This window comes from Rhizobium sp. BT04 (assembly GCF_030053135.1).
In the GTDB taxonomy this organism is placed as follows: domain Bacteria; phylum Pseudomonadota; class Alphaproteobacteria; order Rhizobiales; family Rhizobiaceae; genus Rhizobium; species Rhizobium binxianense.
This window is the reverse complement of sequence record NZ_CP125652.1, coordinates 3,500,012-3,519,758: the sequence shown is the minus strand read 5'-3', so window position 1 is coordinate 3,519,758 and position 19,747 is coordinate 3,500,012. Positions and strand designations below refer to the sequence as shown.

The following is a 19,747-nucleotide window of genomic DNA, read 5'->3' as shown; positions in this document are numbered from 1 at the left end:
GATCACGGTAGGGCGACCGGGGACGATGCGGTCCTGCAAACTGGCCATGACGGCTCTTCAGATAACAGGAGCCTGTTCATATGCCTCGCATCCAACCAACCAGACCGCAGATGGAGATCGTTGCCTGGCTCGCGGTCTTCCTGCTTCTCTTCAGCCTGTCGTGGTCCTTCCACTGGCATGAGGGGCTGGATGCGTTCATCGAGAAGCATGATCACTATCCGCTGGACCACGCGCTCCTTGCTCTGAATATCTCCGGGTTTCTCGGGCTGATTTATTCCGCGCTGAGGATCAGGGATCTTTCGAGAGAGATCAATCGCAGGCTGCAGGCCGAAAAGAACGTGGACTGGATTGCCTGTCACGACACGCTGACCGAACTGCCGAACCGCAGATTTCTGGAATCCATCTGCGCGCAATCAATGAGCGATCAGAGGGTGCAAGAGACCTATGCCGTGTTCAGCATCGATCTCGACGGCTTCAAAAAGATCAACGACCTGCTGGGGCACGATCATGGTGATGCGGTGCTGAAGACGGTTGCTCAGCGGCTCTCCTCGCTCTTTCCGCGTGAGCATGTTTTCCGTCTTGGCGGAGACGAGTTCGTCATTCTGGCGCGGCGCACTGGAAATCCCGATCTTGCCGCACTGGGGAGCCGCATCGTGAGCGTGATCGGCAAGCCCTTCTCATTCAATGGGGTCGCCGCCGACCTCGGCGCCAGCGTCGGCTTCGCGCTCTATCCGGAGAACGGCGACGACCTCAGCCAGGTCATTCGACATTCCGACTGCGCGATGTATGTCGCCAAGAAGCAGGGGCGCAATCTGGTGAAGCCCTTCGTGGCGTCGATGCAGGACGAGTTGGCGAAACGCATTCGGGTGGAGGCCGATCTAAGATCAGCCATCAGGAAGGCTGAAATCGTTCCCTATTATCAACCGCTCGTCGACCTGAAGACGAACAAGATTATCGGCTTCGAGGCGCTGGCACGCTGGAAGACCGCCTCCGGCGAATTCATCCCGCCGAACGAATTCATTCCCGTGGCGGAGGAAGCCGGGCTGATCGTCGAATTGACCGACCAATTGCTTCGCCATGCCTGCACCGATGCGCTGTCCTGGCCAAGTGAGCTTGTCCTGTCGTTCAACCTTTCTCCGATCCAGTTGAGCGACCGGCTGCTGGGCCTCAGAATTCTCAAGATATTGGGCGATGTCGGTCTGCCTGCGCACAGGGTCGAGCTCGAGGTGACGGAGAGCGCCATCATCCAGGACGCCGTCACCGCACGAATCGTCCTCGACGATCTGGTGAACGCCGGCGTCAGGATCGCTCTCGACGATTTTGGAACAGGCTATTCCAGCCTCTCGCAGCTCTCCAACTACCGGTTCGACAAGATCAAGATCGACAGGAGTTTCGTCGCTTCATTCGAGACCAACGACAAGCAGGACAAGGTGATCAAGGCGATCATCGCGCTCGGCGCCGGACTTGGCGTGACGATCACCGCCGAAGGCATCGAAGAAGAGAGCCAGCTTCAGCGGCTTCAGGATTTGGGCTGCGACATCGGCCAAGGCTATCTGCTTGGCAGGCCGGCCCCGGTCGAGGAGCTTGCCACAGACCAGGTCAGCGCCAGAATTTTGCAACGCGGTTGATGGAGGCCGCGGTATATCGGCTCAATCAGAGCCGACACGTGCTTAGCGACTTATGCCTCACTTTTCGCCCAAAGCTGCTTGGCTTTGTCGGCGTCGAGCGCACAGGACCTGACGCCATCGGCGAACGGGTTAGCCGTGTCATGTTCGACGCGACCGCGCAATCTTCGAGATAGTCTCCGCCGATCTCAGCCACGACTGCGTCCCAGACCGAGGTTGCCGCTACCTGCGGAATCTCTTTCAACTCTGCCGGCGGAAGACCGGCTTCGGCGCGGGCTTTTCAATGGCGCCGTGGCGGGAATCGGATGAAGCGGAACCTGTGCGGCAAGTTGATCGACTTTCGTGCGGCTGCTCAGGCGCAGCTTCGTGAACGGCTTCGCACGGGCCAAGGCTGAGGGCGACCTACCGGAGACGGCCAAAGCCGATGCCCTTGTCGTCATGGCTCTCACGCATGGCGTGGCGGTGCAGGCCAAAGCCGGATTCAGCTGCGAGATGCTGGAGGCCGTTGCCGAGCAAGCGCTGTCCACCTGGCCGACCGGCCGTTCCGCGCTCTCCGAAACGTCATCCTAAACCTTAAGCGACGGGTGCTGGCCGTCGCCGCGCTCACCATCGAGCAAAGCGCCTGCGACGATGGTCGTTCGGGCCGTGAAGATTCTTCATATCGATATCTTTTTGATAGTGACTTAGTTTTAAATTGATAGTAACCAGACGCGGGTCGATGTTCCGCCGCAGAAGACAGGCTGAAAGAGGCAAGGCTCAAGTGTGGGGGCGTAGCGACCGTCTTCAATGTTCCGGCAACTCAGGAGCCAGATATGAAATACTACCTGTGCAAATACATTCCGCCGCGCCCAGACTTTCTGGCGACCATGTCTGCCGACGAGCAGCAATGGATGAAGCAGCATGGGGTTTTCCTCGATACGCACCTCCAGGAAGGAAAGATCGTCGCGCATGGTCCGGTGATGGATCCTGCCGGCGGCTACGGCGTCTCGCTCTACCAGATTGGCGATGATCAAGACATTCAGGCGATCACGTCGGAAGATCCCATCGTGAAGAACGGCGCCGGCCATTATGAACATCATCCGATGCTTCATCTGAAGGCGCGCGGCTGACGTCGCATCGGCGCCGTTGCCGGCCCAAGAGGGAGCGCTTTTCAGCGAGCTGTTGACCGGCTCATCGCAGATCTCTCACCGGCCAATGAAAGTTCAACATCGACGGCAGCAAGGTGCCCAGCAGCTCGGCTTCCGGCTCGTCGCTTCTGAGTACGAACGAGAATTTGTCTTCGATTGCCATGTGGGCAATCCCGTGGATCGTCGACACAGCCGCGACGATGCCGGGATGCACGGCTTGGTCCGTTTCCGGTGGAAAAGTCGATCCATAATATTCTGCGGCGGCAAGGACGAAGCCAGCCATGGCGGAATAGACGGCAGGCTCGAAGTCGGGGTGATGGCGGTTGACCAGATCCTTGCGGCAGATCAGGCGGAAATGGCCGGAATTGTCGAGGGCGTATCTGACATAAGCCGTCCCGAGCGACTGGAGCTTCTGCTCAGCAGTTTGATCCTCAACGAGAGCATCGGATAAATACCGAGCTAGTTGGCCATAGGCTGCGATCGCCACCTCGGTGAGCAGGCCGACGATGCTGCCAAAATGGTGTTTCGGCGCGCCGGGCGACACGCCGGCCCGGCGGGCTGCCTCCCGCAACGAAAATCCCTCGACGCCGCTTTCCCGGATGATCTCATCGGAGGCCGCGATCAAAGCCGAGCGAAGTTCGCCGTGATGGTAGTTTTCCCGGGTTGTCACGCTCACGTCAATTCCTCAAAAATTGCACCCAGATCTATACACTGCATAAATTCCCCTTTACACGGGATTTATGCAGTGTATAGATAGCATCTGTCCAGTTCACGCATAGCCGAAACTTCAGGGATTTGCATCCATGAGTATATCAATCGCCCATATCGGCCAGGAAGATGGCCTCGCGGATCTGCGCTCGCCGAACAGACCGACTTCGTTCGAGAGGGTGGATCGCAAATCCCCTACGCGCTGCATCGGTGGCTCCGTCGAGTTTGCATCTCGCCACGGCGATCACTCAAGAGATTTCCGCGGGGAACGGCATTTGCTTGAACTCGGGCCCGGCGCTGGCGTGCTGAACTAAGTCACACCGGCAATCCCTTTCAACATCAGGTTCCAACCGGGCGGTCCCACGAGGCCGCCCGACCCAAAACGACGACCGTAATATCCCACAACCCATTGCCGTTGGCGGCACGATCGGAAGGAAATTGAAATGAGCAACAACAACCGCGGCGTCGCCGTCGTCACAGGTGCAGCGGCCGGTATCGGCCGCGCCACGGCAAAGGCTCTGGTAACCGCGGGCTACCGCGTCTTTGGAACCAGCCGCAAGGCGACAGCCGGGTCCATCAATGGCATCACGATGTTGACCTGCGACGTGACGGACAGTCAATCGGTCGCGGGCATGATCGCCGAGGTCATCAAACAGGCTGGCCGCATCGACGTCCTCGTCAACAATGCCGGTGGCGCACTGATCGGCGGAGCGGAAGAGTCCTCGATCGAACAGGCTCAGGCACTTTTCGACTTGAATGTCTTCGGGATCATTCGTGTTACGAACGAGGTGTTGCCGATCATGCGGAACCAGCGCAACGGCCGCATCATCAACATCAGTTCGGTCGTCGGATTCATTCCGAGCCCGTTTAGCGCGCTCTACACTGCGACGAAACATGCTGTCGAAGGTTATTCCGAATCGCTCGATCACGAAGTCCGCACGTTGGGGATCCGCGTCCTGCTCGTCGAACCTGCATTTACCCGCACCGCTCTCGACCATAACTCGACGCAGCCCGACCGCATGACTGGTGTTTACGACGGCGGCCGCAAGACGACACAAGCTGTCTGGAACAGCGCGATCAAGGCAGGCGATGCGCCCGAAGTGGTTGGCGAAGCGGTCGTCAAGGCAGCCACCGCGAAATCGCCGAAACTGCGCTATCCCGCCAGCAAAGCCGCCCGTCAACTGCACTTCCTGCGCCGCTTCGTTCCCGCCAGTGCATTCGACAAGAGCCTGCGCAAGCAGATGAAGTTGCCGGTCTGACATGTTCTGCGGCTCAACAATGCGCCCCTGGCCGTGACCCCGTGTGGTTAATGCCGATGCCCACGCCCGCCCCGCGGGTTCATGCCTGAGCGATCAAATCTCCCCGGCCGACGGTCCCCAGACATCCGTCAGCGCGAAGCCGTTCGGGTGCGGGTCGAAGGGGTCGAGGGCTACCTGGGTCAGGCCGAAGGTGAAGCCGCGGCCGGTGATGGTGGGGATGACGGCCGGGCGGCCGGCCACTTCGGTGACCGCCTGCAGGCCGACCTCGAATTCCGAGCCAATGATCGATTTCGAGGTGAAGGTATCGCCGACCTTGGCCTTGCCGCGGGCATAAAGCGTGGCGAGATTGGCGGAGTTGCCGGTGCCGCAGGGCGAGCGGTCGGCCCGGCCGGGCCACATGGTGGTGCAGGTGCGCACCGTGCCATCGGCTTCGGTATCGCGGAACATCACATAGGCGACGCCCGAGATTGCCGGGATCTCGGGGTGGACGACCTTGATGTCGCGGTTGATCAGTTCCTTGAGGATCATGCCGGCCTGCACGAGGCCGGCGGCATTGGCCTTCTCGATCTTGAGATTGATCTGGCCGACATCGACGAGCGCATAGAAGATGCCGCCATAGCAGATATCGGCCTTGATCTTTCCCCAATGCGGCGTGTTGATCTCGACATCGAGCTCATGCACGAAGGACGGCACCATCGTCAGCCGGACCTTCTCGCAGCGCCCGTCGCGGCAGGTTGCCGTCGCCTTGACGAGGCCGGCCGCGGTTTCGAGCGTGACGATCGTTTCCGGCTCCTGCATCTCGATGATGCCGGATTCGAGCAGCGCCGTGGTGACGCAGATCGAGTTCGAGCCGGAGCTCGCATGCGCCTGATCGGGCTGCAGGATGATGAAGGCGGCGTCGGCCTCCGGGTGCCTCGCCGGCAGCAGCAGGTTGACCGAGCCGATCGGGGCGCCGCGCGGCTCCAGGCAGAGGAAACGGCGAAGCTCGTCGCCCTTCGGATCGGTGTTTAACCAATGCAGCTGGGCGGCAATGGTATCGCCGGGGATTTTCGGGACGCCACCGATCGCCACACGGCCGATCTCGCCCTCGGCATGGACATCCAGCAGCTGGATCGTGCGCTTCCATCTCATATCGAAACCTCCGGTTCAGACGGCGGGTGACGCCGTCATTAGTATCGGCCTATGCGGAACGGGGTCATGTCGACCGGCGGCTCAGTGCCGGTCACCATATCGGCAATCACGAGCGCTGTCGTTGCGGCATATGTCAGGCCGAGATGGCCGTGGCCGGTCGCATAGAAAACGCCTGATATCTTCGACGACGGCGAAATGATCGGGATCGTGTCGGGCAGCGCCGGACGATGCCCCATCCATTCCGTCGCCTCCTCGACCTTCAGGCCGGGCAGCACCCGCTGGGCATGGCGCACCAGCACCCTGGGGCGGCGGAAATCCGGAGCCGCATCGAGACCGGCGAGTTCGACATTGCCGCCGACGCGGATGCCGCCCGCCGTCGGCGTCACCATGAAGGCGCGATGGGGCCAGATCACCGAATAACGCATGGAGATGCCGGGCTTCATGATCTGCGTGTGATAGCCGCGCTCGGTTTCGAGCGGGATCGGCTCGCCGAGCTTTGCGGCGAGGAAACGGGTGTGGACGCCGGCGGCGAGCACCACCGAACCCGCCTCGATGCGCCTGCCATCCTCGAGGAGAACAACGGCAGTGCCATCGCCCTTGCGCTCGATATTTCTCACAGCGCCGGAAACGAAGTTTGCGCCCGCAGCCTTTGCGGCGTCGGCGAGTTTGACCACCAGCCTGTAGGGATCACGGATCGACTTGTTGTCGGGCAGCAGCACGGCTTTGGCGATCGTCTGCGATAGCGTGGGTTCGTAATATTGGATGGCGCCGTTGCTCAAGACCTCGAATTCGAGACCGTAGCGCTGCATCGTGGCGAGATGAGCACGATCGGCGGTAAATTCCGCCTCGGTCTCGTAGATCGCCAGGCACCCTTCTTCGGTCATCAACTCGGGCGCGCCGATCGCCGACAGCATTTGCCTGAAATCGCCGAGCGCCCGGTGCGACAGGCTCATGCCGGCATCCTCGATCGCTCGGAGCCGCGACGGCCGACCAGCGGCGAGGAAACGCAAGAACCAGGGCAGCATTTTTGCCGCATAGGAGGGCCGCAGCCAGACCGGGCCTTCCGGATCGAGCAGCCAGCCGGGGATCTTCTTCCAGGTCGAAGGGCCAGAACCGGCGGCAAAATCCAGTGCGATGCTCGCCATATTGCCGAAAGAGGTGCCGCGTCCCGGCTCACCTTTGTCGATCAGCGTCACCTGCAAACCACGCCGCTGCAGCTCGAAGGCGATCGAGGCGCCGATCACGCCCGCGCCGACGACAACCACGCTCTTCTTCGTCTCATCCGCCATGAATCAACCCATCGCACAGCACACAGGATTGCCGTCGCGACTCTGATATATCAGATCAGCGGTGCTGCCTACGAAATTTTTATTGGCTTTCGGGCAGGCCGGCGCCGACGCTGTCGCCGACCGAACCGACGGTATTGTTCATCGACTGGCCGAGACGTTTCAGCTGGGCGTCGTAGTTGCGCCGGGTGCGTGGATCGAAGATCGCGATCGGTGTGCTGACGGCGACGCTGACCGCGCTCCCGGCGGTCTGGGCAGCGCCCATCGCCACCGCGCCGACGGCCTCGCCAAGGCCGACATTGGAATCGCTGATCGTCTGGCCGGCAATCAGCCGGTCGCCGATCAGCTTCACCACTTCGGGGCTTTCGGCGAACTTGCCGTGGTTCAGCCGGTCGCCGCCCTTGAGCTTGGTGAGGTCGAGCACGGTGATGCCGGCTGCTTCGAGCTTGCTGCGATAGGGTTCGGCGGAGGGATCGATCTGGCCGAGCCGGTCGACATTGCCGGAGATGCGCCGCGACAGCGCCAGAGCCCGGTCATCCTGCGAGACGAAGATGGTGAAGTGCGGCCTGTCCTTGCCGAGGCTTGCGAACTGGCGGCCGAAGACGTCGACATCGAGATCCGGCGAAGCGAGGATGACATTGTTGATCTTCGAAGCGACGTGACCATTGCGGATCGCCATTTGCCGGAGCGCCTCGACGGTCAGCCAGGTGCCCATCGAGTGGGCCATGATGGTGACGTCGCTGACGGCCGGATTGGCGGCGGTGCGGGTCAGCAGCTCTTCCAGCGCGTCGCGGGAATAGTTGGTGCTTTCCTTGTCGTAATTATAATCGAAAATGCTGGCGCGCGACGGCCAGGTGAAGACGACGGGCGCGACGTCGGCATGGGAATCATGGACGATCTGCGCGAAGCGGTAGACGGCATCCTCATAACGATTGTTGAAGCCGTGCACGAAAACCAGCACGCGGCGGCTCTTCGGCATATGGCCCTTCAGCCAGGTCTCGCCGGCCCGCTCGCCTTCCAGGGGATCGACGGATACGGTGACGAAATCGCGCAGCGGATCGGCCGGCAGCCGCTTTGGCCATTGCACCTGCCCGACCTTGCGATTGGCTTCCGGCGGGATCGAGACATCGACGGCATTGACGGCGAGCCCGGTGCCGCGTTCACCGGAGAACAGCACGGCGGGATTGTCGTCGGCAGCCCGTGTCGTCGCGACGAGGAGATCGACCTTGGAGGTGCCCGGCGGCACGGTGCCGGCCGCCTGCATGACGCCGACCGGCCTGCCGCCACAGCTGGAGAGCATAAGCGCTGTAACCAGAAGACCTGTCAGGGCCGCATGCGAGGCGCGCCATTTGCCGATCATGACCAAACTCCAACCGGTTCACGCACCGGACAGGCGGCACACGTTCAAATAGTCCGACGACGCGGGCCGAGTCAAACCGGATGAGGTGGAACGCTTGAGCGGAAAACGAAAAGAGCCTGGCGCGGGAGGAGGTGCGCCAGGCTCTTGATCCTGACTGACAACTGGGAGGAGGAGTGTTGTCAGTCCGACGTAAGAGCGCTGGGAGGAGGAGTGCGCTGCTTACGAAGATAGTAATACCGCATTCACTTGACCGGGAATAGCGAAAATACCGCAATGCAGCAATGCATTGAATGCAAGGCTTGCCCTTAAAATGGCAGGTTGGCGCCTCATTTTGCAGCATGTTTGACCAGATGGTCAAATTTTTGCTGAAAAATGAGGCCGGGGAGATTGCCCTTCACCTGGCTGCCGCCACCTCTGCCTGGGTCGAGCCACGTGTCTCGCCCCGTCCTTCGGACCCCCGTAAACGGGGCGAAGGGACCACCGGTCAAAACCGACACCGGTCCGCGCAAATCAAGCCGCCTTGAAAACCCTCCGACCCTCCGCGTCCAGCGCCGAAAACTCCTCATCCGACAGCGTGATCTCCACCGCCGCGACGTTTTCCTCGAGATGCTTGACCTTGGAGGTGCCGGGGATCGGCAGCATGACCGGGCTGCGCTTCAGCACCCAGGCGAGTGCGATCTGGCTCGGGGCGGCGTTGTGCTTCCTGGCGATGATATCGAGCAGGGAGCCGGGTTTGGCGAGATCGCCGGCGGCCAGCGGGTACCAGGGGATGAAGCCGATATTGTGCTTCGTGCTGTAATCGAGCACGTCCTCGCTGGTGCGGTCCACGAGATTGTAGCGGTTCTGGACGGTCGCGACCTTGAAGTGCTTCGACGCCGCCTCGATGTCGGCAACGGACACTTCGCTCAAGCCGGCATGGCGGATGAGACCGGCATCGAGCAGCGATTTGATCGCATCGAACTGTTCCTTGGCCGGTACCTTCGGATCGATGCGGTGCAGCTGCCAGAGGTCGATCTGCTCGAGGCCGAGATTGCGCAGGCTCTTATGCACCTGCTGGATCAGATATTCCGGACGGCCGACGGGCAGCCAGAGATTCGGACCATGGCGGGTCAGGCCGCCCTTGGTGGCGATGACGGACTTGGCGGCATAGGGATGCAGCGCCTCCTTGATCAGCCATTCGGAAACATCGGGACCGTAGGAATCGGCCGTATCGATGAAATTGACGCCGAGTTCCGGCAGGCGCTTCAGCGTTCGGATCGATTCGGCATGATCGGCGGGCTCGCCCCAGATGCCGTCACCGGTGACGCGCATGGCGCCGAAACCGAGACGGTTGATCTCGATTTCGCCGCCGATCTTGAAGGTGCCTGACTTGGCTGCGTTGTGACTGGACATGGTCTTTCCTCTCTTGGTCAATGGAATCGTTCAAAATCGGCGGAGCGGTCGGAAACCGCCCAGTCCAATGGCCGCGGCATGCATGGCGCGGCCATTGGAGATGCCTTCGAATTCGAAATGTCTGCCCTGATCGAAGCGATGCCGGCATGGTGAGGTGATGAATGAGATGCGGACGCTGCGACGCCTGCACATATAGGACGGCGCCGTCGGGATTACAGTGACGGCGCTGAAAACAGCCATCACTCTCAGGCGAGGCCCGTCAAAGCCTGGCCTTTGCCTCGTCGCCGAATTCCGCCAGGATGTTCCAGAGTTCGGCGAGGATCTCATGAGCGAAATTCTGCGGCGAGGCGCCGGGCGGACGCTGCTGCCAAAGTTCGCTGCCGACGCGCAGCGCACCGATGACAACTGCTGCAAGGACGCGCATGCGGGAGCGCTCGGGAGCGCTTCCCTTGCGCAGCAGCAGCGCCTCGGCGAGCTTTTGTTCGAGCCGGGCATATTTCAGCTGGTCGCGAGCCTTCAGCGCCGGCGTGTCATGGATGAGTTCAGCCAGCGCCAGGCCACGCTCGTCGACAGAGGCGATGACGGTTGCGGCGATCGCCGCCTCGACCGCCGCGACGGAAGATTCACTCGCGGGCCTTGCGGCGACCTCCGCCGTCAGCCGATCGGCGAAACTATCCTGCCAGGCGAAAACCACCTCTTCCTTGGAGGGGAAATAATCGAAAAAACTGCGCTTGGAGACGTCGGCCGCCTCGGTGATGTCCTCGATGGTCGTGGCCTCGAAACCGCGCCGGAGAAAGAGGCTCACCGCCGCCTGCTCGATGCGCTCGCGCGTCTGCCGCCGCTTGCGTTCTCGCCGGCCTTCCCCCGTCTGCGTCCGTTTGCTCTCAGCCATTCCTGCCCGGCATCATCGTTCAGCGGCCGGTTTCGTTGGAAAAGGCGGCGACATCGTCGAGTTCCGCGTCGCCCTCACGATAGCTGAAGCGCTCGCGCGACAATTCCAGCGGCTCGCGGCGCGAGATCCGGTAGACCGAGGCCGGCGGCAGATTGCGCACCGTGCCGCCGATGCGCACCGCCTCCAGGCCGAGGCGGTCGAGGATCGGCCGCGGCGCCGGGCAGCGCGGACCATAGGTAAACTGATAGACGGCCCCGCCCGGCCGCATATAGGCGAAGGCGCCGGCCAGGATCGAGGCGATCTTGCTCGGCGACATGGACAAAAGCGGCAGGCCGCTGACGACAGCGCCGACCGGCTCGCCCTCGAAAATATCGGCATGGGCGAGTTGGGCCGCATCCATCTGCAACACACGCGCCGTCGGGAACCGCGCCTGCAGCGCCGTGATGAACTCCGGACCGTATTCGATCAGAGTCAGATCCGCTTCGCTGACGCCGCGCGCCAGGAGTGCCCGGGTGAAGACGCCGGTTCCGGGACCGAGCTCGATGATCGGCCCGTCGAGTGCGGCAATCTCACTGGTCATGATCCTGGCAAGCGAATCGCCCGAGGGCGCGATGGCCGCGACCCGAAGCGGGTTGCTGATCCAGGAGCGGAAAAAATGCAGGAAATCGGCGCATGCAGCCTTTGCGGTCATGACTATCCCACCTGTCTGAAATTCGATTGATTATGAAAAGCGACCATCGCGGCGAGCATGGCAATTCCAAGGCAGACACGTCAATCACTCTTCGATGCGGCGTTTCGCAGCGCCACCATCGATCATTTGCTTGATTCTGTACTTATGGGATTTTTGCACTTGATGCAAGATTTGCGCATAGGAGTTAGGGAAAGACAGGACGGCACTCCCAGCAAAAGGGTGGCGGCTCCCGCCACCTTCTCCCCGCTCGCGGCGCGAAGGGGATATGCCGCGACCTCTCCGTTCCTCACCCACGTCTCGCGAGGCACGTCCCCTCTCCCCGTTCTTTGCGGGGCGAGGGTTAGGGTGAGGGGCAATACCCGAACCGGACCGCTGCAGATGTCCTCAGTAATTGCAGCTGGAACTGCTCGTTGGGTTGAAACCGAGCTTGCAGTCCATGTTCAGCGGCTTCTTCGGGTTCATCATATAGTGCGTCGAGCCGGTGGTTTCCGCGGCGCGCTCGCCGATCGAGCCGGTCGTGCGCCGGTCGTGTTCAACCTTGGTTTCCTGGTTGGCAACCGGACGCGCGGTCGCACCCTGCTCCGTCGCGCTCGACTGGAGGGGAGCTGCCGCGGCGGAAAGGGCCGAGAGGCCGAGCATTGCACTGAGCGTCGCGGCGATCAGGCCGGTCTTGAAAGTGGTGGTCATCATCGTCTCCTTGGGAGGATTTCAGGGAATTTACTCCCCGCAATTAGGAAGGCGATCTGTCACAAACCACAGCCCGCAAGCAGGGATCACAGACATGTGAGGGGAGGCCATGATCGAGAAAAAGGCGGCTCATCGCCGCCTTTTCATTTGCCGGCTCAATAGCCGTTATCGCAGGGCATGCTGCCGGGACCGATCGATCCCGAGAACGTAGGGTTGCACATTTCCGGGGCTGCAGGTCTGTTCACCGGCTGGCGGACAATGGAGCCCGTGGTGCCGGGTTCGACGCCGAAGGCGGCAAGCGGATACCAGTAGCCATCGGAATAGCGCCGCGTGCCGGGGCGTTCGGTGCGGAAGCCTTGATAACCATGCCAGGATCCGGCATGTGGTTTATATTGCACCATTTTTACATCAGAGATACCGGGCGGGAAAGCCGTCTCGACAGGGGCTGCCTGCACTGATGCGATCGACGCGAAGGCGAGAAGGGCACCGAGCGCGACGGTGGAAGGGGAAAGTCTGAGCATCTTCATGATAAACCCTCCTTACTGGATTTATCCGACGAAAATGCCTTTCCCACATGCGGAGTTCCGCGTTCCCATGCAACTTCCAAAACTCGTGATTGCAGGCGATCCGGCGTGACTAAATCGCCGAAAAACGTGAAAAGTCGCGATCAGCAGAAGAGGCTCAAACAGCACAGGGGCGGAAACGTGAATTCTGTGTTCTTAATTCGCGTATAATGTCCGGTAGCCTTGGCCGGAGAGGCAGGCGACATATTGCCGATGGGCAGCGGCGCGCGCCGTCGTTTCCGCCTCCAGTTCATCGGCTCCGACATAGCCGGTCAGCTGGGCGCGCAGCTGATACTGCTTCCTCGCCTCATCATACATGGCGTTGCCGTCGGTCATGCAGATACCGTGTGCAACAGCAGGCGGATTGACCGGCACGCCGATCGCCAGGAGCACGGGATCGTTGGCGTGGTCGATGCAGCCGGCAAGCGCCGTCATCATCGCCAGGACTGCCGGAGCCCGAAAAATTCCCACCGTCATGCATTCCTCCGGCCGAAGCGCCTCTGAGATCATCAGACCCGCGGATACATCAGGAAGGTTGCGCGAAACTAATGCATGTCACCGTGGGTTAAGAACGGCAGCACCGCGCAAGTTTGAATATTGCTTAAATATTATATTAGCGATTACTAATAATCACGGACATTAATCTCTTCGGGGGAGGAAGATTATGGTTTCGCCGTGGGTAAACGACGCGCTGTCGCATGCGCAATCAGCATTTCCAGCAAGATCAACACTGATATTCTTGAGGTTGGCGGCGGCTCCCGCACGCATATCCTACTGAAAGGCGCGCGATATACGGTCCTCGACATCTCGAAGGAGCAGCTCGAGAGGAACAAGGACGCCGCGGAGCGGATCCTCGGCGATGCTCAAACCACAGATTACGGAGACCGTCACTTCGACGCCTGTGTCTTCTGGGACGTTCTCAGCGTTTGGAAAGCCCGCGCTCTGCCTTGTTGAGAGCTCATGACACCCTGCCTCCCGGTGGCCTGGTGTTCGTCAAAGGCCCGATCCTCAGCTCGGCCAAAGGCATCTTCACCGATCTCACGCCTTGGTGGAGCCACGTGTTGTTCTATCGCTATGTCATCAGGCAGAAAAACGCCGGCAAGCCGGGCTATGCTCCATTTCGCGTCGAGCACGCCGCCGAGGCATCCGATTCGGAGAATGCCGGGACATTGAAGGACCTCGGCATGGATATCGTCTTCGTCGGCGAATATGTGTCGACCCAGGTGCATGCGCTCAAGGACCGAATTCCCCCGCTTTACTGGCTCTATGAGGCTTTCGGCCTTCTGCTTCGGACAGTTTCGGCCGGGAAGATCGGCGGACGGGAGACGGAGTTTCTGACCGTGGCAAAGTGCCTTCGTCAGCAACTCCCCACCAGACTCTATATAGCACCTCGGAATCCCGAAATTGGCTGCTGCCTTGAAATCCTTCACTATTTCCTCGGCCTCACCCATCATGAAGCGCGGCGAATTTCGGAATCCCGAAGCGGCAGTATTTCGGGATTCCGAAGCGGCGTTTTTTTCTTCCTGCCGAGGCGACCGCGTTTGTCGGCGGCGAGCTTGCGGTCGGTCTCGGACCATTTCCGGCAGTTTTCGGCCGTGCACCGCTTCCACTCGTCGGTGGGTGGCGCGCCCTCGTGGTCGCCGACAAATGTCAGCGTGAACCGGTTGGGATGCGCGACCCCGCTGCCCGCCCGGCCGCGGCGAACTTTTATCAGCCCCTTATATTCCAGCTCATCGAGCGCATCGGCGACATATTCGCCGGTAACGCCGTAGGACACGAATTGCGGATGGGTCACCACAAGCTTGCCGTTCTCAAGGGCTGCGTGCGAGGTATGCTCGATGACGATGCGGAAGAAAGCCCGGCAGGCATTGGCGCTCAATGTCGTGAAAGCCGGGGATTCCAGCAGCTGAATGGTGAACCATTGCCAGCGAAGGCTGCCGTCATCCGTGCCGCTCGGCGGAGCAGTATGCTTGCGCACCATCGCCCGCGTCTTGCCGGCACTGGTTCGGCTCTTGTCACGAGGGTTGAATTCCGCCATCAGCCCCTCGCCCCTGTTACCGGCCGATCCTTCGGCAAAACGCCGGTGCTGCGAGACCGGGAATTCCATTCATAGCGCGTGTCATGGCCAAAGCCGGTCCAGACGACCACCTCGCCGATAGGGAAAAATTTGCTCGACATCCGGCATTCCATGGTTGCAATTGCGGGCAACCTAGCGCAAGAACGATCCATGAACTAGGAAAATATTCTTAGTTTTGATCTTATATTCTCCGATTGCGTCTGCTAGGATCAGGGCACTAAATCTCAGGGGATAGGAGCGCGATACGAATGATCGGCATGGGGGAAAAGAGCGTGGTTGTTTGCGGCAAGCGATTGCTGGCCTTGTTTTCGATCTTGCTGGCAAGCGCCGTCCAGGCCTTTCCCTGCGATCAGCCGGTCGTGATCTCGAACTGGTCCTTCTGTGCGACCGGCAATGTGAGCGCTGAGGGCGGCGCCGCTGATTGGAAAATCGTTCCCGCATGGACTCACCAGGACGCCATAAGCGCGTATTTCGGAAACGATCCGCGGCTCTTGGCAAACCACGGGCTTTGCAACGCCAAATTCCGTCGCGTCGTCCTCTGCCAGCCGGGATGGCAAACGGGCAACCCGGATGAGTGCTCATACCTGGTTTGCAGCGGCTATTACTCAGCCTTGTTCGGGAAGGAAGAAAGGGAAGCCTATATGAAAGACCATCCGGACGAGCAATAGTTTTTCGCTTCGCTGTCTTGGGGCAGAGACCGGAGCGGCCGCTGAGAAGTTAACCATAATCTCCCGATCTCGATGTTGAAAACCTGAAGCAGCTTCGCGCAAAACGATTATTGCGACAGGGGTACTACCCATCCTCTTCATCGGCAAATATGCTCGCTGCCGGCAGCCGGAAGGTGCCGCAACCTTCAATGTTCAGAGGCCTTGCCAGCATGACATCATTGTACTGGAAGAGTTTTGTCTGGTTTTGCCTGGGCGTCACACTCTCCCATCCGGCATGGTCCGACGATGGCATCACAATTCCGGGCTATGAGCCGGCGACCGGCGTCGAGCATGGCTACAGCGTTCAAAAAGCCATCGAAACTGATATGTCGTTCTGGTTCGACAAGCCAGGCGCCTCGGTGACAGTGCGCGGTGCGTTTCGCCAGCGCATGACGGTTCTGTCGCGGGATGAAAACGGCATGCGGGTCCGCTGGTCCCTCAGCGCCGATCTGCCGGCAGGCACCGCAGGCTCTCCCGACAGCTATCAGATGAACCTGCCTTATCGGAATTCGCTGACAGCCTATGGCACCCCAACGCTCGAGCTGGAAACGGACCTGAACGGCTCTCCTAACACTCTGTTCGGTGCCGATCGGATCCTCGCGCATATGCGCGAGATGGCCGCCAATGGGCCGGGTGGGGTCGCCGAAACGGGTGCCTCCGCGACGCGGGCAAGCGGCGTCTATGACATCCTCAGCAAGATAGAGCAGAATCCTTTGCTCATTGCGGCCGCCTTGGTGCCGGAGGCACAGTTGCTTGCGATGGGGCAATCCGATCAGGATGACGTCATGCAGATCGGCCAGCCCCTGGAGGTGTCGCAAACCGAGGATTATAGCGGCGTCGATGTCCCCGTGGTGTCGACCTGGACCCTGGAATCCACCGACGCGGTCTCGCGCACAGCGACCCTTTCCCTGTCGGAGGAATTCGATGCCGCGGCGTTCAGCCAGTCGCAGCAGTTGGCGATCACAAAGATGATGGCGGCCTTTCCCGACCGGGTAAAAAGTCTTGCCGCCGATCAACTGGCTTCGGTCAAACGCGCCAGCAAGACCCGAAGCGCCAAATTCGTGGTGTCGCTGGACGATGGTTCGGCGGTCGAAGCAACCGAGACCATCAGCATGACGACCGGCGGGGCAACGTTCCGCACATATACCCACATCCTGCGCGAGGATATGCCGGCGCGCCTGCCGCTTCCCACGGCCCTGACGGCAACGGATCTGCCGACGCCCGATCTGCGGGGGGAGCCCCTGCCATCGGCCACCACCCGGCCGGGCATCCTGGATGAACTTTCAACAAAGCCGGTTCCGCCAACGGCATCGCCGGATACAACCGTTGCCGCAGGCAATGTGGAGGCCAAGGCGATCGCGCCGGTCTCGCTTAAGGTGCAGAGCGCGGAGGTAGTCCGGTCTCCCGTGTCCTCCGACCAGGGCCTGAATATCGTGCTCACCCCGGAAAGCGCCGCCACTTTCCGCGATTTCACCCAGGCAGCATTGGGACGGCAGACGCAGGTGCTGATCAACGACAAGGTGGTGATGGAACCCTGGATGAGGGAGCCGATCATGGGCGACCACTTTGTTCTGGGGGGAACGGATGGGAAAGAAGTGGAGGCGCTCGCCGAACAGTTGCGGATTCCCGAAGCTTCGATTGTCGTGCGGCTGCGCCCGTGAGGGCGCCACCGATCCCTGTCATGGATTGACCCATTGGCTGGCTGCAAGAGCGCCCGTCTCGTCATAGGTCAGCAGCGCTCTTCGGTTGCCCTGCCGGCGCAACTGGAACCAGTCCAGCGCCCGAGCGCGAAAGATCAACAGGCCGAAATGCGGCTTTCCCTCAGCCGCATCCACAGGCTTCGGCAGAGCTGCCTCATCAACGGCGTCAAAGCCAAGCTCGTCGCCGGGTGGACCGCCGGCATAGGTCATCCGCGTCCAGGCGGAGAGCTTGTCCCAGGCGGCGTTGGCCTGATGACTTCCAGGAGTATGGCGTTCGACCGTCCCCTGAAGCCGAAACTGCAACTGCGTCTGCGCGCAGAAGCCGAGGACCGTGGCATGGGGATTTGCCGAAAGCTCACGCCATTTCGGGCTGCGCGCATCGGTGTGAAACTCCAGAAGCAGCAACGACCGGTCAGCGCGCCGCAGCACCACCATGCGCGCCTGCGGCCTGGCCTCGGTATCGACGGAGCAGAGGTTCAAGAACCGGAAACCCGACTGCGGGTTTGACGCCGCCGTTTCCAGCTCTCGCCATGCAGAAGCGTCTATCTCGGCGAGGTTCGGTGGCACGGCCTCATGATCTATCTCCATGGCCTGGCTCAGACGGAACGGGTAATGCCGCCATCGACGCGGATGTTCTGGCCGGTGATGTAGCCGGCGCCTTCGGAGAGCAGGAAGGCAACCGTCGCTGCGATTTCCTCGGCCGTGCCATAGCGGCCCATCGGCACGCTGTCACGCCGCTCGTCGGTGGCGGGCAGGCTGTCGATCCAGCCGGGCAGGACGTTGTTCATGCGGATGTTCTTGGCCGCATAACTATCCGCGAAGATCTTGGTGAAGCTCGCCAGCCCCGCCCTGGCAAACGCCGAAGTTGGGAACATCGCCGAAGGCTCGAAGGCCCATGCCGTCGAGATGTTGACGATGGCGCCGCCCCCTTGAGCCTCCATGATCGGCGCGACCAGCCGGATCGGCCGCACGGCGCTCAGGAAATAGACCTCCATGCCCTTGTGCCAGTCCTCGTCTGATATTTCAAGGATCGGCGCACGCGGGCCATGGCCGGCGGAGTTGACCAGCGCGTCGATCCGCCCCCATGTCTCCATCGCCAGATCGACGAGCCGCTTCACATCGTCATTCACCAGGTTCGAGCCGGTGACGCCGACGCCGCCCAATTCCCGGGCGAGCGCCTCGCCCTTGCCCGACGACGACAGCACCGCAATGCGATAGCCATCCCCAGCGAGTTTTCTGGCGGCGGCGGCGCCCATGCCGGAACCGCCTGCGGTGATGAGAGCGACTTTTTCTTTCGACATCAGAGCCTCCAATCGTTGAATTGCGCAGCAGTATGCCAGAGACAGCGTCGACTTTCGCGCCAGAAAGAAACGTGTCAGACTGTAGAAAATCTACTGGAATGCCCTCGGAAAACCAATGGTCCAACCCCGCCGCAAGCTGCCGCCGCTGAATGCCCTGCGCGCCTTCGAGGTCTCGGGCCGCAGGTTGAATTTCCGCGCCGCCGCCGAGGAGCTGGGCGTCTCGCAAGGGGCGGTGGCGCAGCAGGTGCGCGCGCTGGAAGATCAACTCGGCCTGATGTTGTTTCAGCGGCTGGCGCGTGGGCTGGCTCTGACCCCGCAGGGGGCGGCCTATCTTGCCGATGTGACCCGTGCCTTCGATACACTCAGTGACGCCACGGGTCGGCTGCTCGCACGGCCTGATGCCGTGACGATCAGCGTCACCCCGACGGTCGCCGCCAAGCTGTTGATCCCCCGCCTCGCCGAGCTCAAGGCGGCCCTTCCCGACGTGGAGCTACGGACGGTCGCCACCGAGGCGCTGTCCGATTTCGATCGCGATCAGGTGGACATTGCGGTGCGGCTGACACGCCAGCCTTTTCCGGCATCCCTGGAGGCGAGGCTGCTGTTTCGCCAGGAACTGGTCGCCGTCGCCAGCCCTCATCTGGTCAAGGGCCTGGCCCTTCCTCTGACAGCCGATGCGCTTCGCAAGCTGCCGCTCCTACATGACACACTCAGCCCCTGGCCGCTCGTGCTGCGATCGCGCGAGAAGCTGCCGGGCGCCGTGTTCAACCACACGACGCTGGCGCTTGATGCGGCGCTCGCCGGCCAGGGCGTCGCCCTGGCATGCCGGGCTTTCGTGGCGGCGGATCTCGAGGCCGGGCGGCTGGTGCGGGTGACGGATGCGACCACAACAATCGAACCCGACTATTTCCTGATCCGCAAACGCTCGTCATCGCCGCGAAAGGCGGTCGATGCGGTATGGCACTGGTGTGCAGCACGGTTATCGGTCGGCTAGATGTTTAGACTAGACCCGGGAGCTTTATCCCGCATGGCGGCAAGTCTCGGGGGCCCCTGCCCTTTTGGGAGGATCGTCAGCCTATGAGGCGGCGGCCAGAACGATGGCGATAGCGAGCAGCAGAGGATCCATCCACTTGAAGTGGCCCACGGCGGGTTGGTTTTTCATGGGTCTGTTCTGTCATGCCCTGTAACTGCCTGCCAAGCCGCCTCAGGGCAAGGTTCGGACGGACGGCGGTTTGACCTTGCCG

Annotated in this window: 19 protein-coding genes and 2 pseudogenes; 8 read left to right on the top strand and 13 right to left on the bottom strand. The window is 61.3% G+C overall.

Translation table 11 applies throughout. The annotated features are described in order from the left end of the window. The first annotated feature begins 80 nt into the window (after positions 1 to 80). The 3 genes and pseudogenes from QMO82_RS25415 (at position 81) to QMO82_RS25405 (ending at position 2,734) form a co-directional block, all read left to right on the top strand. Positions 81 to 1,628, top strand: coding sequence for a bifunctional diguanylate cyclase/phosphodiesterase (locus QMO82_RS25415; RefSeq protein ID WP_183605519.1), 1,548 nt, complete (start codon positions 81 to 83; stop codon positions 1,626 to 1,628). Between the two features lie 298 nt (positions 1,629 to 1,926). Beyond that, a pseudogene (locus tag QMO82_RS25410) lies at positions 1,927 to 2,195 on the top strand (TetR/AcrR family transcriptional regulator); the annotation flags it as partial. Positions 2,196 to 2,437: 242 nt separating this feature from the next. Beyond that, the gene (locus QMO82_RS25405; protein WP_183605518.1) at positions 2,438 to 2,734 is read left to right on the top strand and encodes a YciI family protein; all 297 of its coding nucleotides are present in this window, start codon (positions 2,438 to 2,440) and stop codon (positions 2,732 to 2,734) included. A gap of 61 nt (positions 2,735 to 2,795) precedes the next feature. Here QMO82_RS25405 and QMO82_RS25400 read toward each other — a convergent pair whose 3' ends face one another. After that, positions 2,796 to 3,428 carry a TetR/AcrR family transcriptional regulator gene (locus QMO82_RS25400; RefSeq protein ID WP_183605517.1) on the bottom strand — a complete coding sequence of 211 codons (633 nt, stop codon included), beginning with the start codon at positions 3,426 to 3,428 and terminating at the stop codon, positions 2,796 to 2,798. Between the two features lie 475 nt (positions 3,429 to 3,903). On the opposite strand from QMO82_RS25400, the gene QMO82_RS25395 reads away from it, so the two are divergent. After that, positions 3,904 to 4,719: an oxidoreductase gene (locus QMO82_RS25395; RefSeq protein ID WP_183605516.1), complete on the top strand. Its 816-nt coding sequence runs from the start codon at positions 3,904 to 3,906 to the stop codon at positions 4,717 to 4,719. 93 nt (positions 4,720 to 4,812) lie between these two features. On the opposite strand, the gene QMO82_RS25390 is transcribed toward QMO82_RS25395, so the two are convergent. The 9 genes from QMO82_RS25390 to QMO82_RS25350 form a co-directional block, all read right to left on the bottom strand. Beyond that, positions 4,813 to 5,850, bottom strand: a complete 1,038-nt coding sequence (locus QMO82_RS25390; protein WP_183605515.1) for a 4-hydroxyproline epimerase — start codon at positions 5,848 to 5,850, stop codon at positions 4,813 to 4,815. A 38-nt stretch (positions 5,851 to 5,888) separates the two neighbouring features. Beyond that, positions 5,889 to 7,139, bottom strand: a complete 1,251-nt coding sequence (locus QMO82_RS25385) for an FAD-binding oxidoreductase (protein WP_183605514.1) — start codon at positions 7,137 to 7,139, stop codon at positions 5,889 to 5,891. A gap of 79 nt (positions 7,140 to 7,218) precedes the next feature. Beyond that, complete coding sequence (locus tag QMO82_RS25380) at positions 7,219 to 8,496, bottom strand: alpha/beta hydrolase (protein WP_183605513.1); 1,278 nt, start codon at positions 8,494 to 8,496, stop codon at positions 7,219 to 7,221. 510 nt (positions 8,497 to 9,006) lie between these two features. Beyond that, positions 9,007 to 9,888: an aldo/keto reductase gene (locus tag QMO82_RS25375; protein WP_183605512.1), complete on the bottom strand. Its 882-nt coding sequence runs from the start codon at positions 9,886 to 9,888 to the stop codon at positions 9,007 to 9,009. A 259-nt stretch (positions 9,889 to 10,147) separates the two neighbouring features. Then, positions 10,148 to 10,780, bottom strand: a complete 633-nt coding sequence (locus tag QMO82_RS25370) for a TetR family transcriptional regulator (RefSeq protein ID WP_183605511.1) — start codon at positions 10,778 to 10,780, stop codon at positions 10,148 to 10,150. Between the two features lie 19 nt (positions 10,781 to 10,799). Then, the gene (locus QMO82_RS25365) at positions 10,800 to 11,471 is read right to left on the bottom strand and encodes a class I SAM-dependent methyltransferase (RefSeq protein ID WP_183605510.1); all 672 of its coding nucleotides are present in this window, start codon (positions 11,469 to 11,471) and stop codon (positions 10,800 to 10,802) included. Between the two features lie 384 nt (positions 11,472 to 11,855). Further along, on the bottom strand, positions 11,856 to 12,158 hold the full coding sequence (locus QMO82_RS25360; RefSeq protein ID WP_183605509.1) for a hypothetical protein: 303 nt from the start codon (positions 12,156 to 12,158) through the stop codon (positions 11,856 to 11,858). A gap of 155 nt (positions 12,159 to 12,313) precedes the next feature. Beyond that, positions 12,314 to 12,685: a cell surface protein gene (locus tag QMO82_RS25355; RefSeq protein ID WP_183605508.1), complete on the bottom strand. Its 372-nt coding sequence runs from the start codon at positions 12,683 to 12,685 to the stop codon at positions 12,314 to 12,316. 192 nt (positions 12,686 to 12,877) lie between these two features. Further along, entirely contained in the window at positions 12,878 to 13,198 is a 321-nt protein-coding gene (locus tag QMO82_RS25350; protein ID WP_183605507.1) for a hypothetical protein, read from the bottom strand. Positions 13,199 to 13,385: 187 nt separating this feature from the next. On the opposite strand from QMO82_RS25350, the pseudogene QMO82_RS25345 reads away from it, so the two are divergent. After that, positions 13,386 to 14,079, top strand: a pseudogene (locus QMO82_RS25345) (class I SAM-dependent methyltransferase); the annotation flags it as partial. A 92-nt stretch (positions 14,080 to 14,171) separates the two neighbouring features. On the opposite strand, the gene QMO82_RS25340 reads toward QMO82_RS25345, so the two are convergent. After that, on the bottom strand, positions 14,172 to 14,759 hold the full coding sequence (locus tag QMO82_RS25340; protein ID WP_183606629.1) for a hypothetical protein: 588 nt from the start codon (positions 14,757 to 14,759) through the stop codon (positions 14,172 to 14,174). A gap of 287 nt (positions 14,760 to 15,046) precedes the next feature. Between QMO82_RS25340 and QMO82_RS25335 the strand changes: the two genes are divergently transcribed. Continuing rightward, entirely contained in the window at positions 15,047 to 15,466 is a 420-nt protein-coding gene (locus QMO82_RS25335; protein WP_183605506.1) for a hypothetical protein, read from the top strand. Positions 15,467 to 15,675: 209 nt separating this feature from the next. Then, the gene (locus QMO82_RS25330) at positions 15,676 to 17,166 is read left to right on the top strand and encodes a hypothetical protein (RefSeq protein WP_183606628.1); all 1,491 of its coding nucleotides are present in this window, start codon (positions 15,676 to 15,678) and stop codon (positions 17,164 to 17,166) included. 18 nt (positions 17,167 to 17,184) lie between these two features. Here the strand turns inward: QMO82_RS25330 and QMO82_RS25325 are convergent, their stop codons facing one another. Further along, on the bottom strand, positions 17,185 to 17,793 hold the full coding sequence (locus QMO82_RS25325) for a pyridoxamine 5'-phosphate oxidase family protein (protein ID WP_183605505.1): 609 nt from the start codon (positions 17,791 to 17,793) through the stop codon (positions 17,185 to 17,187). A gap of 8 nt (positions 17,794 to 17,801) precedes the next feature. Next, entirely contained in the window at positions 17,802 to 18,506 is a 705-nt protein-coding gene (locus tag QMO82_RS25320) for an SDR family oxidoreductase (RefSeq protein WP_183605504.1), read from the bottom strand. 115 nt (positions 18,507 to 18,621) lie between these two features. Here QMO82_RS25320 and QMO82_RS25315 point away from each other — a divergent pair, with 115 nt between their 5' ends. After that, positions 18,622 to 19,497, top strand: coding sequence for a LysR substrate-binding domain-containing protein (locus tag QMO82_RS25315; protein ID WP_183605503.1), 876 nt, complete (start codon positions 18,622 to 18,624; stop codon positions 19,495 to 19,497). Positions 19,498 to 19,747 lie beyond the last annotated feature (250 nt).

What these genes read in the sequence shown, in the direction of transcription:
- QMO82_RS25315 (WP_183605503.1), top strand. Translation starts at nt 18,622, where the DNA reads ATGGTCCAACCCCGCCGCAAGCTGCCGCCGCTGAATGCCCTGCGCGCC.
- QMO82_RS25360 (WP_183605509.1), bottom strand. Translation starts at nt 12,158, where the DNA reads ATGACCACCACTTTCAAGACCGGCCTGATCGCCGCGACGCTCAGTGCA.
- QMO82_RS25370 (WP_183605511.1), bottom strand. Translation starts at nt 10,780, where the DNA reads ATGGCTGAGAGCAAACGGACGCAGACGGGGGAAGGCCGGCGAGAACGC.
- QMO82_RS25320 (WP_183605504.1), bottom strand. Translation starts at nt 18,506, where the DNA reads ATGTCGAAAGAAAAAGTCGCTCTCATCACCGCAGGCGGTTCCGGCATG.
- QMO82_RS25365 (WP_183605510.1), bottom strand. Translation starts at nt 11,471, where the DNA reads ATGACCGCAAAGGCTGCATGCGCCGATTTCCTGCATTTTTTCCGCTCC.
- QMO82_RS25355 (WP_183605508.1), bottom strand. Translation starts at nt 12,685, where the DNA reads ATGAAGATGCTCAGACTTTCCCCTTCCACCGTCGCGCTCGGTGCCCTT.
- QMO82_RS25340 (WP_183606629.1), bottom strand. Translation starts at nt 14,759, where the DNA reads ATGGCGGAATTCAACCCTCGTGACAAGAGCCGAACCAGTGCCGGCAAG.
- QMO82_RS25350 (WP_183605507.1), bottom strand. Translation starts at nt 13,198, where the DNA reads ATGACGGTGGGAATTTTTCGGGCTCCGGCAGTCCTGGCGATGATGACG.
- QMO82_RS25335 (WP_183605506.1), top strand. Translation starts at nt 15,047, where the DNA reads ATGATCGGCATGGGGGAAAAGAGCGTGGTTGTTTGCGGCAAGCGATTG.
- QMO82_RS25385 (WP_183605514.1), bottom strand. Translation starts at nt 7,139, where the DNA reads ATGGCGGATGAGACGAAGAAGAGCGTGGTTGTCGTCGGCGCGGGCGTG.
- QMO82_RS25375 (WP_183605512.1), bottom strand. Translation starts at nt 9,888, where the DNA reads ATGTCCAGTCACAACGCAGCCAAGTCAGGCACCTTCAAGATCGGCGGC.
- QMO82_RS25390 (WP_183605515.1), bottom strand. Translation starts at nt 5,850, where the DNA reads ATGAGATGGAAGCGCACGATCCAGCTGCTGGATGTCCATGCCGAGGGC.
- QMO82_RS25380 (WP_183605513.1), bottom strand. Translation starts at nt 8,496, where the DNA reads ATGATCGGCAAATGGCGCGCCTCGCATGCGGCCCTGACAGGTCTTCTG.
- QMO82_RS25395 (WP_183605516.1), top strand. Translation starts at nt 3,904, where the DNA reads ATGAGCAACAACAACCGCGGCGTCGCCGTCGTCACAGGTGCAGCGGCC.
- QMO82_RS25405 (WP_183605518.1), top strand. Translation starts at nt 2,438, where the DNA reads ATGAAATACTACCTGTGCAAATACATTCCGCCGCGCCCAGACTTTCTG.
- QMO82_RS25415 (WP_183605519.1), top strand. Translation starts at nt 81, where the DNA reads ATGCCTCGCATCCAACCAACCAGACCGCAGATGGAGATCGTTGCCTGG.
- QMO82_RS25330 (WP_183606628.1), top strand. Translation starts at nt 15,676, where the DNA reads ATGACATCATTGTACTGGAAGAGTTTTGTCTGGTTTTGCCTGGGCGTC.
- QMO82_RS25325 (WP_183605505.1), bottom strand. Translation starts at nt 17,793, where the DNA reads ATGGAGATAGATCATGAGGCCGTGCCACCGAACCTCGCCGAGATAGAC.